Raw genomic sequence first — 15,568 nt, 5'->3', positions numbered from 1 at the left:
GACGGCAAACGGCCAGATAGTTGTCACATCCGGAGCTAACAACATCAATTCCGCCAAGAACGACGGAACAGCAGCTTATTGGACAAACGACCTGAGGTCCATAACTCCCAATTCCACGCCGATTGCCATGGTAGACTCCATGCTCAACCTTTTCGGAATCGGCGGCGGCGGAGACTATTGCGACACAATCACCTACTGGGACTGGAATCCAATCACAAGCGGAATAAGCTACGGAGATCCTCCGGAGTGGATGGCTATGGCAATAAAACTCACCCAGGATGAACTCTCGGCTTACACAGGAAGATACATTCGCAACGTAATATTCCAGCTCAGGACCGGAACTAACCCCGCCAATGACGCCAGAGTGATAATTCTCGGCGACACAGCGGCTGGCGACACACTCGCCATAGTTCCTTTCACTGTGAGAGGAGATTCCGGCTGGTATACAGTTCCTCTTGGAAACGACTCCATTCTCATATCAGCGACGGACACTTTCTGGGTCATGGTCGGTTTCACTTATGAGGCCACTACATATCCTTTCCCGGTCAACTCCGGTTCATACATCAATTTTAAGAGCGATTGGGCTTGGACCAACACCGGCGGATGGGAAGATCTCGGAGGATACGGCTTGTTATACGGCTGGTGTCTCGGCGCGACCACTTGCCCTCAAAACGGAGTCGAAGAGGTTATAGGTTCGCCTGTTTATCCTTTTGATGTAAGGGCGATAACTCCTATTGGCAGAAAGACAGCTATCAGTTTCTCGACTCCTTACATGGTCAACGTAAATGTCAACGTATTCGACGTGACGGGCAGAATCGTTGAGAACCTGTTCCAGGGTTCTGTCCAGGGACAAAAAACTTTCGAGTTCGCATCCGACGTTCCAGGAATGTATTTCTATCAGGTAAACGCTTCGGGCGTCAACTACACAGGCAAGCTGACCATAATAGACTGAGAAAATTTTTATGTTACTGAAAGAGGGGAGTCCTGCTCCCCTCTTTTTTTCTATTCAGCCATAGTCTGATTTCGTAAAAGTAGATATATCTTTCTATTTTGGTTTGTAAAAAAAAGAAACTTCTACCACGAAGTATAAAAATTGAAAGTAATCCTCGCTTCGTGGTTCAAATTCTTATTATTTCCCCAACTTCGTGTCCTTTGATAAAAAATATGTAATCATATTTTTTAGTTGAGGGTATCTCTTTTTTGATATTTGTAACAAATACAATTCCTACCACGAAGTATAATGAACAATCATACTTTTATAAGAAACATGTATGTATATTTCACACACTTCATAAAAATATCAAAAACTTAAGTTGCGATTTCAGCTCAGAAAGTTTTATGTTATAATAGCTTTTTTAAAAAAGGCTTACAATGGTATCGGTTTGTCCACAGTGCGGCGGAAAGTTGAACTTGAGGACTTCTCCTCAGGTTTTAGCCTGTCCTTTTTGCGGCAGTTCAGTCGAAGTCTGTGCTCTTTCATCTGAAATATGGACTTTAAAACCTGTAGTAGAAAAAAAGGCGGCTTGGGAGATCGCCCTTTCGTCGATAGGTGAAGTCGATTTCATCAAAGGGTACCTGGTCCCCTTTTCAAAACCTCCGATTAGCATCCCTTTGCACAAAAAAGCTCCTAAATCGTTGAAGATCAGTCATGGCGAAAAGGTCTATTCCGATAAGTTAGAAGGTTTCACAACCCTTTCTTCAAATGAAACCGTACACGCCTATATACCTTATTGGTATGCAAAAAATTCAAAGCAAAGCGTCTGGATTTCAGCTTCCGAGGGCTCGAAATGGATACAAAAAGACGATCAAAAAAATTCAGGCGCTATTTGGATTGAATTATCCTTTTTTACCCTCGCAATCTTCTCTGGATTTTTATGGAAATTCAGCCCCTGGCTTTCAATTCCAGTTTTTTTGTTCTTTTTCGTCATTTCAGCGATATGGAGACCGGGTAGAAAATGAACATCTCTATTTCCTGCCCTTCATGCTCGTCTCCCGTGCCTTACAATACTGGCGATAAAGTCTGCAAATGCAAAGCTTGCGGGACTGTGATAAAAATAATTCTCACAGGCGGCATTTTCACATACAGAAAAGATATAGCCCCGCTTGCTGTCGAAAAGGCTCAAAACGACCTAAAAGAGGAATACTCCCTGGAAAATATCAGGATTATCGACAGGGATACAATCTTTGTCCCGATTTGGATGGGCTGGAGCAAAGTTTCGGGATGGGTGTCTGGCAAAATCAGCAGAAAGACAATACCCGTCCAAATCAAAGAAGCAAAAGGCGAAAGCAAAACAGTGTCCAGAACAGAGGGAGGTGAAATTTTAAGGAGAATAATAGATTTTCCCGGCTCGATAGTTGACATAGACAATTCATTTTTCAGGGAATATTTTCCTTCAGCTGACCTCTCTTTCATTGAGAAAGACCTTTTGCTCTTCGATGAAGATAAGATGAAAAAAACCGGAATGATTTTTTTTCCGGAAAAAGATATCGATGATGCCAAAAACCTATTTGTCAAAAAGATGAAAGAGGCGGCTCTTTCTAATTGGGAAAAAGATAAATTCGATTTTTTTTCTGCCTCCGCTGAAGTTCTCGACTTCAATCTATCCCTGATTTTTCTGCCTGTTATTCTCATACGTTTTATAACGGACAAAAGACAAGGATTTTACATTATTGACTGCACAAATGGAAAGACGGTTGGAAAGAAAACGGAAACTCTAAAAAGCGAAAGCTTCATCAAAGAAAAAGGCTTTTTCGTCTCCTTGACGGTTCTGACGGGTTTTGTAACGGGTATATTGGTTTCGGGAGGAATTCTTTTCAAAAGCATTGGAATTTTGGCGGCTTTAGTTTTTGTCGCCTTACTTTTCAGGAAAAACTATGGCGATTAGAGTTGTCCCCCTGAAATGCCCGAAATGCGAGAACGTTTTGAAGGCTAAGCAGAACGATAAAGTTTTCATTTGCCCCAAGTGTCTTATAGCTTTCGAACCCCGAGAATCTACTGATGAAACTTTCGAAATATTCTCGTCTTCAACAGAATCTTCAAGCATTTTTCTGCCTTATTTCCTGCTTTCTGCGACAATAGTTGAAAAACATATAGAAGTGACAGGCTTTGATAATTTTGCGGAGTTTGATGCCTCCGAGTATTTTGATGTCCACAACAACGATAAAACAGGCAGAGACGAAGAAATACTAATGAGCGCGGCAAAAAAACTGGCAGAGGCGAAAATACCAAAAAAACCTTATTCCGTATCAACTATCGTACCTGCTTTCAACTCCAAAAACGCTATCCAATACGGTATGGATTTCGGAAGAATATTTTTCGATTTGCCAGAGTTTGAAAAAAAATACATCGAACCTTCATTGCCGACCCAGATGTCTTCCCAGGGAGCTGTTTTGATGTCTAAAAATCTTCTTCTCAACTGGCGGGCTAAAGAAAATTCCTATATTCTCAGCATTGACTTCGACCAAATTATTGATAAGATAAGCCTTTTAATACTGGGTTTTGAAGAAAAGGGCGGAATACTCGAGAACAATAGAACTGCCCTTAAAATCCCAAAGGTAACTCTGAAAGAGGTGAGATGAACAAAAAAACGGGCATTTCTATAAAAAAAGGGCAAATCCCCTTTCAAGTTTTCAAATCTTCGGGTGAAGATGTCGAAAACATGATAGCCTGCCGCCTAAACGGATACACAACTGACCCAATGCTGCCTGTGAAAGAGGGAGGGCTACTTGTCCCTGTTGACTTCTCTGATCCAGACTGGTTGAGAATTTACAGAAACTCACTTACTTTCCTGCTATACAGGGCTGTGAATGAAATTTTTGGCAACTCCAGGGTCGTAGTCAACCATTCGATATCCTCGGGCTACTACTACGAAATAGTGTCTTCAGTTCTCCCGAGAACAGACGAAATCACTTCCATAGAGAAAAGGATGAAAAAAACCGTCGAAAACGACGAAGAAATATGCAGAGAGTGGATGACCAGGGAAAAAGCCGTTAAACTATTCAAGAAAGAAAACAGAGAAGACACTGCAGGGCTTCTCGAGAGATACGAACAAAAAGATGTCATAGTTTACAAATCGGGGCCTGTCGTTGACTTCTATACTTCCCCTCTCGTCCCGAAAACAGGCCTTTTGAAACACTTCGAGGTCAAGCCTTACCCTCCGGGCCTCGTCATCCAATTCCCATCTTTTTTCAACCCTAAAAAACTCGGGCAGTGGAAAGAACAAAAAAAGCTGTTCAAAATATACCACGAGCAGAGAAGATGGAACCAAATTCTCGGTATTACGAATGTAAAAGAACTCAACGAATCTATATCCGAAGAAAGGGGTGGAGAGATCATAAGAGTTGCCGAGGCTCTTCATGAGAAAAAACTCTCCGCGATAGCGGACACTGTCTTTCAAGACAGACAAAAGAGGGTTATTTTGATCTCCGGACCGAGTTCATCAGGAAAGACAACATTCTCGAGAAGGCTTACGATAGCGCTAAAAGTAAACGGGCTAAGGTCAATAACTCTCTCTCTCGACAATTATTTTATCGACAGGGACAAGACTCCCCTCGACGAAAAAGGACAACCCGATTACGAATCCCCCAAGACCATAGAAGCAGATCTGTTTCAAGAACAGCTTTTCAACCTTTTAAACGGCAAAACAGTAAAAATTCCAAAATTCGATTTCAACACGGGGAAAAAAAAGGTGAATTCGAGAGAAGCATACCTTGAACCTGGACATCCAATAATCGTTGAGGGAATACACGCTTTAAACGAAGACCTCACATACATGCTCGACCCCGAAATCAAGCTGAAACTGTACGTCAGCCCCTTGACACAGGTGAACATAGACGACCACAACAGAGTGACAACCTCGGATTACCGGATTTTGAGAAGAATAGTCCGGGACAGCCAATTCAGAGGATACAGCCCGACTGACACCATAAACAGATGGCACAGCATTTCGCGCGGAGAGAGCAGGTGGATTTACCCCTACCAGGAGACCGCTGATATAATGTTCAACACCTCTTTGATATATGAGATACCTGTTTTGAAGAGAAAAGCGGTACAAATGCTGAAAACCGTCAAAGAAGACGACCCCGCCTACAAAGAAGCTGTCCGCCTTATCTCGTTTCTCGAATACTATCTGGAAATGGATTCTGCGGAAGTTCCCTTCACTTCAGTGCTCAGAGAATTTATAGGTGGAAGCGTTTTCAAATACTGATGATAAATGGAATTGGCATAGACATAGTAGAAAAGAAAAGAATTTCGGATATTCTCGGAATATACGGCGACAGATTCGCCAAAAAAATACTCTGCGAAGACGAGTTGGTTGAATTTTCGAAAAGGAAAAATGACCTGGACTGGATAGCAGGAAGATTTTCAGCGAAAGAAGCTGCTTCAAAAGCTTTGGGAACAGGCATGAGCCAAGGAATCTGGTTTAAGGATTTCTGCGTGAAATCATCTTGTGGAAAGCCGGTGCTGGTGTTGAAAAAAAGAGCAAAAAAAAAAGCGGGAAAAGGTAAAATTCACATTTCCATAAGCCACGAAAGACAACACGCTGTCGCGTTAGCTGTATTTGAGAAAGGATAGAAAATGAAAAGTATTAGGGCTGGCGTAATCGGGGTCGGACATCTCGGTCGACACCACGCGAGAATATACAATCAACTCAATTGCCTTGAAGGCGTTTATGATCTTAACACGGACAGAATGAATGAAATAGCGAATGAGTTTTCCTGCAAACCATATCCTGACATGGATGAACTCATTAGAAAAGTCGACATTCTTTCTCTCGCCACGACAGCTTCAACTCACTATTCCATTGGAATGAAAATACTCGGCCAAAAAAAGCACCTGCTCGTTGAAAAACCATTATCCGTTTTGACGTCTCACGCGAAAGAGATGGTTGAAGCCGCTCATGCCAATGGAGTAGTACTGCAAGTAGGGTATTCCGAAAGGTTCAACCCGGCATTTCTTTACGTAAAAGAAATGATTAAAAACCCTTTTTTCATTGAAAGTCACAGAATCGGTTTTCCTTCCGAGAGGGGACTCGACGTGGCAGTTGTTTTCGACCTCATGATACACGACATTGACATCGTGCTTCAATACATAAAAAGCCCCATAAAAGAAATATCAGCGACGGGAGCTCCAATTTTCTCAAGAGAAATCGACATTGCCAACGCGAGGATAGAGTTTGAAAACGGTGCAATATCGAATTTGATGGTCAGCAGAGCGGCTCAAAAAGCCAAGCGGAAAATCCGCTTTTTCCAAATGGACGCGTACATATCTGTCGACCTTCAGGAAAGGGCAGTCGAGTTATACAGAAGATCCCTTGAGAACGGAAAATACAGCATATCAATGGACAAATCCGATCAAAAAGAAGGAGAGCCTCTCATGTTCGAAATCGAATCGTTTCTTAAATCCGTCAGAGGAGAAACAAAACCTGAAGTCAGCGGGGAAGACGGCATGAAATCACTCGAGGTCGCCTGGAAAATAATCCAAAAGATCAAAGAGAGATACTCGAAAATTATAGGGCCCTATGCGCAAAATTCTGATAATAACGGGTGAGCTCTCCGGAGACTTACACGCTTCTGAATTCATCAAAGAATCTCTTCTGCTTGATGAAAACATTGATTTTTTCGCCATAGGGGGAAAAAATTTAGAGAAGGCAGGAGCAAAGATAATTCTGCCCTACGACTCTCTTACCGCGATGGGCTTTGTGTCGCCTTTACTAAACCTTTTTCACTACAGGAGGATTTTTAACAGAATTCGCAGATGGATGAGGGACGAGAAACCTGACGCGGTCGTCCTTGTTGATTTTCCCGGATTCAACCTTCATGTCGCGATGCTGGCGCATCAACTCAAAATACCGGTTGTCTACTATATTTTGCCCCAAGTATGGGCATGGGGGACATGGCGCATAAGACAGATAAAAAAATACGTCGATCTCGCTCTTGTAATACTGCCGTTTGTCCCGGATTTTTTCTCTCAATACGGAGTCAAATCTCTATATGTAGGCCATCCAGTCCTCGACATCGTCTTAAAAGGCGAAAGTAAAACTGGCAATAATACAGAATCAAAAGAAGTGACAGTCGGACTTTTTCCCGGATCGAGAAAATCGGAAATAAAGAGACACTTGTCTTTGATGGTTGAGACCGCAAAGATACTGCAATCAGATCACAAAGAAATTAAGTTCCTCGTCGCCTGTTGCGACGACAAAATATCCGAGAGCACTGAAACGCCTGACTATATTACTTTTGTTAGAGAAGATCCCTACGGAGTGATGAAGAGGTCAAAACTAATGATTGTTGCCTCAGGAACCGTGACTCTCGAAGGAGCTTATTTTGAAAAACCCATGATCGTCATTTACAAAACAGAACCCTTGACTTACATGATAGCAAAAATTCTCGCTAAAGTTCCTTACATAAGCCTTGTCAACATAACAGGGAATGAAAAGATACTGCCGGAGTTCATACAAAAAGACGCCATCCCCAAAAACATCTCCCGGTGCGCAGCAAAACTTGTTTATGACGAAACCGAAAGAAACAGGATAATAGATAAAATAAAAACAGTTAAAGGAAAACTCGGTCCCCCCGGAGCATCCAAAAGAGCCGCCCTTAATTTCCTGAGATACTTAAATGAAAATAAAAGATAATATTTTCCTCGGTATAGGCCATTTCCTTGGTTACTATTTGATACTTTTGTGGGGGAAGACCCTGTCAATTTTGAAAGTAAACGTCGATGAGACTTTGACCGAGCAATCTAACTATCCTGCTATTTATCTTCTCTGGCACAGAGATCTTCTCGTACCCGCTTATTTTTTTAGAAAAAGAGGTTATAATGTTCTAATAGGAAAGCACAGAGACGCAGAGTATATTTCGAGGATAGCCCTAAAACTGGGGTACAGAACACTGAGAGGGTCTGCAACAAGAGGAACTACATCAGCCCAGAGAGACATTGTCAGGTCTCTTGAAAGGAAAGAGCTTGTCGTTATAACCCCAGACGGTCCTAAAGGGCCGCCGCTGGTAATCAAAGAGGGAGTTCTTTCCGCCGCTTTTAAAACAGGAGCTCCCTTGATTCCGGTAATTCTATCCTACAAAAAATTCCACTCTTTTAGATCATGGGACAGGTTTCGCCTCGCCTTTCCTTTCAGCAAAGTCTGTATTCTCCTCGGAAAACCTATCTTTATGGGGAAACAAAAATCGAACCTGAGAAGCATCAAACCACTAATAGAAAAAGAAATCATAGATCTTGAAAAAACCGCGCGGAGATATCTTTGCTCAGCTTGATTATTTACAACCTCCTCCTCGCTGTTTTTTTTCCGTTCATAGCGATAGTTATATTCGCCAAGGTACTCCAGACAAGACACGAGTGGATGGAGAGATGGGGATTCATGCCGAAATTCAGAAAGAGGTTCGTGATTTGGATACACGGCTCTTCTGTCGGGGAAATAAACTCCTTAAGGCAGATCTACACCGACCTCAGCGCCAAACACCCCCGTTACAGATTTTTAGTCACTTCATACACTAGAACAGGCCTACTGAGGGCGGAAGAAATCATGAAGGGCAAAAACGTAAAGACCGCTTTTTTCCCGTTCGACTTTCCCTTGAGCATCATCAACGCCATAAACAGAGTAAGACCTTCGTGCATACTATTCACCGAAACGGAGATATGGCCGAACTTTCTGTTTTTGTGCAGATTGAAGCGGATACCTGTCTTTCTTTTAAGCGCGAGAATTTCAGACAAGACCTACCCCAGATACAAAGCTTTCAGGAGATTCTTAAAAAGAGTTCTGTCTTCCTACACCTATGTTTTCGCACAGGACGAACTGAACGCGAAAAGGTTCGAGCAAATCGGCGTACCCCCGGACAAAATACTTAAAACTGGTTCTCTAAAAGCGCTTTACCAAAAACAGTCACCTCCACCTCTTCCCCTGGGCAAAGACACCATATTGTGGACGGCAGGACCGGTTAGAGAAGATGAATTCCAAAGCATAATTGAAGTTTATTCGCGGATTAAAACCAGATTTCCGTCTCTCGCTCTTCTTATCGCCCCGAGATACCTCGATTTGACCTCTGAAATCATAAAGTTCTCTCGCGAGAAAGGCATTGAGGCGCGCTTGAGATCCAAATCTACAAGAATTGACGCCGGTTTGACTGTCCTCGATAGTTTAGGCGAACTGCCGAGATTCTACACCGAGGCAAAAATCGCTTTTGTCGGCGGATCCCTCGTGAATTCAGGAGGGCATAATCCTCTCGAAGCCGCTTTCCAGGGTGTTCCAGTCCTTATGGGACCTTACTACCAAAACGTCGAGGAGACGATGAAAAAACTCGCCGAGGCAAAGGGTGCATGGATTATTCAAGACGCTAAAGAACTCGAAAAAGCTCTCGAAAAAATACTCACCAACGAAGAAATGAGAATGACGGCTTCAAAAAACATCAGGCAAGCCGCCCTTTCGATGCTCATTTCAAAAGAAGAGATTTACGAGAGCATTGAAAAGATGATCCCGGGCTTTTCATGTTGAGACATCTCTTCGCGCCGATGACAATTCCATATTTCGCTCTATACAGCTTAGACAGATCAATAAAATCAGCCAAGAAGACAAAATTTTCAAGAAAAACCATAGGGGTAGGAAACTTAGAGATGGGCGGAACAGGCAAAACGCAGTTTGTGGAATATATTTTGTCCCTTTTAAAAAAAAAGGAAATCAAAGCCGCGGTTCTCGCAAGAGGCTACGGTGGCTCGCACAGAGGCCTGGTTCTGCCGGGAAACAGACAAGCGGGGGACGAAGTCAGAATGCTCGCGAGAAAATTTCCTTGTTTTCCTGTGTTGTCCGATAAAAACCGTAAAAGGGGTTTTTTGGATCTGATAGCTCTCTACCCGGATATTGAAGTCGTAATCCTCGACGACGCGTTTCAACAATACGGAATAGAAAAAGACCTCGATTTATTGCTTCTGGACTGGGCCTGCCCCAAAGGAGGAGGTCTTATACCACTCGGAAACTCAAGAGAACCTTTGATCTCTTCAAAAAGAGCAGACCTAATAGTATTCACAAGGGCAAAAAGCCCGGTTCTTCCCATGGATTTTTCAAAAATCAACGGGACCCAAAACATTCCTGCTCTTTTTTGCGATTTTAAAGCTGACAAAGCCGAAAAGGACGGCGTGGAGTTTCCTCGCGACACCAAGTTTTTCTTCGTAAGTTCAATCGCAAGACCAAAATCCCTCATGCTAAACCTGATAGAGCAGGGGTTCAACATTCAAGAACACATATTCTTCAGAGACCACCATGTTTTTTCAGCAAAAGAAGTTGAAAAGATAATGACTTTATCGAAAGCTTTAAATTGCCATGAGATCCTCTGCACTGAAAAGGACGCAGTAAAACTTCCGTTTTCCACGGTTGTAGTCAGATCAAAAATCCAGTGGCTCGGAAATTCAGCCCAGGTCTTTGAAAAGAAAATAGAGGAATTGCTACAATGAAAGCCATAGTAATTGAGGGAGGAGGAAGCGGATTGAGGTTTTTCTTTCTTGAAAATTGGAGGATCGTCGAAAGATCCTTTTACGAAGAAGGAAATTTTCTGAGGTTAAAAAGCCGTCTTGCTGACGTAATCAGCGATTTTTTCGAAAACTCCGAAAACTATGAACCTGAAATCCCCGTCGGCGCCGCCTTCGCTGGTCTTTACAGCGAGGACGAAAAGAAGTATTTTGATTTTTGCCTAAAAAAATCCGGGCATAAAGGCAGGCATATTGTTGTCAACGACGCCCTCGCGGCTTATTATGGAGCTTTCGATGGACATCAGAACATCCTTGCGATTTCCGGAACAGGCTCCATAGCGATATCTGTGGACTCAGGCGGCAACCTTTTGAGGACGGGCGGTTGGGGACCGCTCTTGGGCGATGAGGGAAGCGGTTTTTGGATTGGAAGGGAAATTTTAAAAAAAATCGCGGATTTTCACGATAAAAAAACAAAAGGCACCAGTCCTCTTGTCTCATTCGTTTTAGAAGAGACTTCATTGACTCCCATGGAGACGATTCGAAAATTCCTGTCGTCTAAAAATCCCGTCAGTGAAATCTCCTCGCTGACCCGCACTTTGAAAAGAGCGGCAGACCTAGGGTTGGACGAAGCAAAGGAAATTATCGAACGTGCCGCAGGTTTTTTAAGCAGTGAAATTTCATGTTTAGCTCGTGAGACCAATTCCCATTATTTCGCACTGAGAGGGGGAGTTGCCCTCAATTGCCCTTTTTTCAGAGACAAAATTATCGAAAATTTAAAAGGTATTGAACATAAAGACAAAGAACTTTCCGCGATAGGCGGAATACTTTTTCTGCTTTTCGGTGAAGAAGCTTTGGATAAACTCAGGAGGCACAAAGATGAAGAAATTTTTATCTCTCGTTTTTCTGGTAATTCCGGCGCTACTGTTGGGTGATGATTCATGCTGGCTAAACACATACAGGTTCACAGACATTGAAATAAAGCCACAATACGACTCAGTTCTTGGTTTTGCGACAGAGGATTTCATTTGCCTTCATTCTAGTGACACCCTGAGACTCGACTGCGTTTCTCCCGTCGCCGACAGTGTCAAAATTGGCAACGTTTTGAGATACTTTTACCAGACAGACAGTCTTCTCATAGTTTCACTGGACAAGATGTACGCAGTTTCCGAGACCCTTTCAGTCGATATTTTTTACAGAGCTGTTCCTGTCCAGGTGCCGACGCCATTCGCATCAGGGGGAATATTCATAGATCAATCCCTGATCTACTCTTGTCACGCGCCTTTCGGCCTTAAGACATGGATTCCCTGCCTTGACGCTCACAGGCATAAAGCCTTGGCAAGGCAGTATTACACCGTGCCAGATAATCTATATGTAATGTCTAACGGCCTTTTAGATTCCGTCATCCAGTTGTCAGGAAACAGAAGAAAGTTTTTCTGGAGTGAGCCGATAAAGATTGCACCTTACCTTCAGGGGCTTGCCGCTTACGATTATTCCCTCACCAGTTCATCAACCGGGGGGATACCGGTCATTCTGGCAGCTTACCCCCAGGATTCAGCGGCCCTTGCGTATGACTTGAGAAGGTTAGACACAATGCTTCACGTATTTGAAGAAAGATACGGTGATTACCCGCTGGAAAAAATCGCATACGCCGAAGCACCGGTACCGGGAGGCATGGAAAACCAAGACTGCATACTGGTAGGTCCTTCGGTGATAACCGGCACCGGATCATACGAACACCTTTTCGCTCATGAACTCTCGCATATGTGGTGGGGAGATTTTGTGACGACTGAAAATTTGAAAGAAGTATGGTTCAACGAGGGAATGGCGACTTTTTCGGAGGGGATTTTCGAGGAAAAGGTTTCCGGCCTACAGGCCATGCACAACTATATGCACCAGAAAAGATCCAGCTACATCGCTTGGGAAGGATCATACGGTATGTATCCTATGTATGATCCTCCCTGGCAGTATTATTATTCCGATCTCACCTACGAGCGACCTGCCAGCGTGTTTTATGCACTCAGGTTCATGATCGGCGATTCACTTTTTTTCAGCTCCTTGCAGAACATTGTTTTAACCCACGGACAAGGCAACCTGACGTGGCAGGACGTAGATTCAGTTTTTTCAGCAGTATCAGGAGAAGACCTATCATGGTTTTTCCAGCAGTGGGTTCTCGGTTCCGGCACACCTCTCATGAGATGGATTGATTTCAAGAAAACAGCAGGAGCCGACAGCGCTCTCGTGAGGGCATGGACATTGTCAAATTCAACCACCGATTTCACTATCAGGGCTCCTCTTTTCTTTTTCAACGGCAACGACACCTTTATTATGAGAGCAACTGCGACAGACGACACATTTGACAATTACTACTCGTTAACAACCGATTCAGTTCATCTCGACCCCTTTAGAACGCAGTTCACGTCATTGACAGAAAAAGAACAGCCGCAGATAACCGCTTTGCTCGCACTCGACGGATCCGTCCTTGTCAGTTGGTCGGAAAGCCAAATGCAAGATTTAACAGGATACAACGTCTACGCCGCGCTATATGGTTCCACCTTGTTCAGCAAGTTGAACTCTACCCTTATAACGGACACTTTTTTCCTCGCTCAGAATCTGACAAACGGCCAGAAATACACTTTTTACGTAACTTTCGAGATTTCAGACAATTGGGAAAGTTCCCGTTCAGACACCTCTTCAACGACGCCCGTTGCTTTTCCTTTCGACAGGAGGATACTGCTTGTAGACGAGACTGAGGGCGGAAACGGTTCACAGCCTTTCCTTCCTACGGACGCTTGGGTGGATTCGGTTTACGAATCTCTCATGACCGGGATAACCCATGATGTATTCCACTGCGACACGGCGCTTCCAGAGCTTTCACTACTGGGACATTACCAATGCGTGATATGGCACAGCGATGAATATTTCACGATGAGTCAGGTAAAAGACAATTCACAACTTGTCGGCTCCTACATCGCCGCGGGAGGGAAATTCATACTCTCGGGCTGGAGAGCTTTTGAAGAAGCGGACCAGGATTTCCTCTCGATTTTCAACGTTGAACAAGCGATTCTCGTCACACAGAATAACTTTGAATATTCACAGGGCAAAAACGGTTTTCCCGACATATACGTCAATTCCTCCCTCATGAACCCCTCGTGGGGCGGAAAAATGAACAGGGCGATGTATTTTAGTGCGAGCGACATAGACACTCTTGGCGTATGGGGAGGTTCTTACCCACAGAGCGGCAAGATTACAGCCCTGGGCAGAGACGATTCCCAGAAATTCGTCGTCACCGGCTTTCCTCTACTTTTCATGCAGAATTCGAGAGGATTCCTTGAGCAATGTTTTGTCTACCTCGACCAAGTTTCAGTCGAAGAGAGCCCTGTAAATTTACACTCAAGACCTGCTATGAGGCTTTGCCATGAGGGGGTAGAAATATTCTGGGGTAAAGATTTCGAAGAGAGAAACTTTTCCCTGAAAGTTTTCGATATAACCGGAAGGCTTGTTTTCGACAGACTCTTGGATTGTTCGGACAAAACACTCTACCGGTGGGAAGACAATTCCGGTTATCAACTGCCACAGGGAAGTTATTTTCTTCAGATAAGAGCTGGTGAAGTTGAAGCTTTTGGAAAATACTTTCTTATGAAATAAAACGTAGAAGATAGTTTAAATCTCAAAGTTCAGGTCTGGAAAACTCGGTTTTGTAGCCGTTAAAACAGCATTTCTATCAAACAAGCATGTTATGGAAAATGGCAATAAAGAAAAGGGAGCCCAAGGCTCCCTTTTAAGATTCTTTCGGATTAAGTCTTATTCCGCAACTATTATCTTTCCGGAGAAGACGTTTCCGGAGGCTTCGAGCCTGTAGAAATACGTTCCGGTTCCGAGGTTCTGATCGAGAGAAACGGTGTGGGTTCCCGCTCCGGCGTTCAAATCCTTAGAGCCAATTGTCCTTCCAGTGACATCCATAACCCTGAACGAAACATCGGATGAGAGAGGAAGAGCCAACTCAACTGCGACATCACCAGATAGCGCTGATACGAGTCTGCAGGAGACTGTAGAAGGAACATCTACGGGGGTTTCTTGGACTGAGTTGGGGTTGCCGATGAGGATGACGCCCATTTCATAAGCACTCGACCAGACTGTGGATGCGGTCACCCAACTTGGATAACCCAGAACATCTGATTTGAACCACATCTGGTTTCCGTTTCCAATTCCTACACCCGCCTGAAGACCGGTCTGGCCGTTGGCAGTGTAGACGTTCGAAGGTTGAACTTCAATCCACCATGTGCCTTCGGGAATTACAATGCCCAAAGACGTGACATCCATTGTCAGCCTGTAAGTCAGGTTCGGGGAACCATACTGAGTCGCTGTGTAATTTGCCATTTCGCAGACATATTCGTTTGTAGGTGTGACTGCAGGTTGTCCAGCCGCATCGGCCCAGACCACAAAATGTACGTTGGGGACGTTTGCCCAAGCTGTGAATCCGTTCCAGTTCGACCACCATGTTATCACGGTGTCAATAACCCAGCCACCGGCGGGGACAGTAACATCGTCAGCTATGTCGGCTTCGAAAGGATAAGCGCTGTCAAGCTGGCATGCGTATCCGGAAGCGGTCAAGGTGTCTGGAATCTGCTGAAAAATAACTGCGAATGGATTCATAACAGTCTGAGAAGGGGCTGAGGAATACAGTATCCTCTCAGAGCTGACATGAGTTTGAAATCCGGCTGAAAGGTTAGCAGATACAATAACCATAACCGCCAAAAACAATAAATTCTTCTTCACTTGCTTTCCTCCTTTAAGTTAGTTTGATAAATGATAATTACAATCATTATGTTTGTCAAATAAATAATTAATTGTTAAAAAGGTTATGTAAATAGGAGAATACCTAAAAAAAGGGAGCCTAAGGCTCCCTTTTCAAGACTCTGTCTGATTAAGTCTTATTCCGCGACTATTATCTTTCCGGAGAAGACGTTTCCGGAGGCTTCGAGCCTGAAGAAATACGTTCCCGCAGATACTTCGTCTCCGTTCCTGTCCCTTCCCTGCCAAACCAGATTGTGAGCTCCGGCTCCTACGTTGCTGTAGTTGTCCAGAGTGACAGTT

15 protein-coding genes are annotated in these 15,568 nt (G+C 43.9%); 13 read left to right on the top strand and 2 right to left on the bottom strand.

Annotated features, from left to right (window positions below; all coding sequences use genetic code 11):
- The 13 genes from JXA84_06760 to JXA84_06700 form a co-directional block, all read left to right on the top strand.
- A partial coding sequence (locus JXA84_06760) for a T9SS type A sorting domain-containing protein (GenBank protein ID MBN1150901.1) occupies nt 1-952 on the top strand: 952 nt, incomplete at its 5' end.
- Nucleotides 953-1,404: 452 nt separating this feature from the next.
- Complete coding sequence (locus JXA84_06755; GenBank protein ID MBN1150900.1) at nt 1,405-1,959, top strand: hypothetical protein; 555 nt, start codon at nt 1,405-1,407, stop codon at nt 1,957-1,959.
- Nucleotides 1,956-2,885, top strand: coding sequence for a hypothetical protein (locus tag JXA84_06750; protein MBN1150899.1), 930 nt, complete (start codon nt 1,956-1,958; stop codon nt 2,883-2,885). Before JXA84_06755 ends, JXA84_06750 begins: the two co-directional genes overlap by 4 nt.
- Nucleotides 2,875-3,579 (top strand): hypothetical protein, encoded by a 705-nt coding sequence (locus tag JXA84_06745; GenBank protein ID MBN1150898.1) that lies wholly within the window; start codon nt 2,875-2,877, stop codon nt 3,577-3,579. Before JXA84_06750 ends, JXA84_06745 begins: the two co-directional genes overlap by 11 nt.
- Nucleotides 3,576-5,207 (top strand): nucleoside kinase, encoded by a 1,632-nt coding sequence (locus tag JXA84_06740; GenBank protein MBN1150897.1) that lies wholly within the window; start codon nt 3,576-3,578, stop codon nt 5,205-5,207. Before JXA84_06745 ends, JXA84_06740 begins: the two co-directional genes overlap by 4 nt.
- Complete coding sequence (locus JXA84_06735) at nt 5,204-5,575, top strand: holo-ACP synthase (protein ID MBN1150896.1); 372 nt, start codon at nt 5,204-5,206, stop codon at nt 5,573-5,575. Before JXA84_06740 ends, JXA84_06735 begins: the two co-directional genes overlap by 4 nt.
- Nucleotides 5,576-5,578: 3 nt before the next feature.
- Nucleotides 5,579-6,550: a Gfo/Idh/MocA family oxidoreductase gene (locus tag JXA84_06730; protein MBN1150895.1), complete on the top strand. Its 972-nt coding sequence runs from the start codon at nt 5,579-5,581 to the stop codon at nt 6,548-6,550.
- On the top strand, nt 6,522-7,637 hold the full coding sequence (lpxB, locus tag JXA84_06725; protein ID MBN1150894.1) for a lipid-A-disaccharide synthase: 1,116 nt from the start codon (nt 6,522-6,524) through the stop codon (nt 7,635-7,637). Before JXA84_06730 ends, lpxB begins: the two co-directional genes overlap by 29 nt.
- Nucleotides 7,621-8,271, top strand: coding sequence for a DUF374 domain-containing protein (locus JXA84_06720; GenBank protein ID MBN1150893.1), 651 nt, complete (start codon nt 7,621-7,623; stop codon nt 8,269-8,271). The genes lpxB and JXA84_06720 overlap by 17 nt, the downstream gene beginning before the upstream one ends.
- Entirely contained in the window at nt 8,259-9,506 is a 1,248-nt protein-coding gene (locus JXA84_06715; GenBank protein ID MBN1150892.1) for a glycosyltransferase, read from the top strand. The genes JXA84_06720 and JXA84_06715 overlap by 13 nt, the downstream gene beginning before the upstream one ends.
- Complete coding sequence (gene lpxK / locus JXA84_06710; protein MBN1150891.1) at nt 9,500-10,459, top strand: tetraacyldisaccharide 4'-kinase; 960 nt, start codon at nt 9,500-9,502, stop codon at nt 10,457-10,459. The genes JXA84_06715 and lpxK overlap by 7 nt, the downstream gene beginning before the upstream one ends.
- On the top strand, nt 10,456-11,406 hold the full coding sequence (locus tag JXA84_06705; GenBank protein MBN1150890.1) for a hypothetical protein: 951 nt from the start codon (nt 10,456-10,458) through the stop codon (nt 11,404-11,406). Before lpxK ends, JXA84_06705 begins: the two co-directional genes overlap by 4 nt.
- A complete protein-coding gene (locus tag JXA84_06700) occupies nt 11,351-14,119 on the top strand; it encodes a hypothetical protein (protein ID MBN1150889.1) in 2,769 nt (922 codons plus the stop codon). The genes JXA84_06705 and JXA84_06700 overlap by 56 nt, the downstream gene beginning before the upstream one ends.
- Nucleotides 14,120-14,275: 156 nt before the next feature.
- Here the strand turns inward: JXA84_06700 and JXA84_06695 are convergent, their stop codons facing one another.
- Together JXA84_06695 and JXA84_06690 are read right to left on the bottom strand one after the other, a co-directional pair.
- Nucleotides 14,276-15,250: a T9SS type A sorting domain-containing protein gene (locus JXA84_06695; protein MBN1150888.1), complete on the bottom strand. Its 975-nt coding sequence runs from the start codon at nt 15,248-15,250 to the stop codon at nt 14,276-14,278.
- 155 nt (nt 15,251-15,405) lie between these two features.
- On the bottom strand, nt 15,406-15,558 hold the full coding sequence (locus tag JXA84_06690; protein ID MBN1150887.1) for a hypothetical protein: 153 nt from the start codon (nt 15,556-15,558) through the stop codon (nt 15,406-15,408).
- Between the last annotated feature and the right edge of the window lie 10 nt (nt 15,559-15,568).

Source organism: candidate division WOR-3 bacterium (assembly GCA_016926475.1).
In the GTDB taxonomy this organism is placed as follows: Bacteria; SDB-A; SDB-A; order SDB-A; family SDB-A; genus JAFGIG01.
This window is presented reverse-complemented; position numbering and strand designations above follow the sequence as displayed.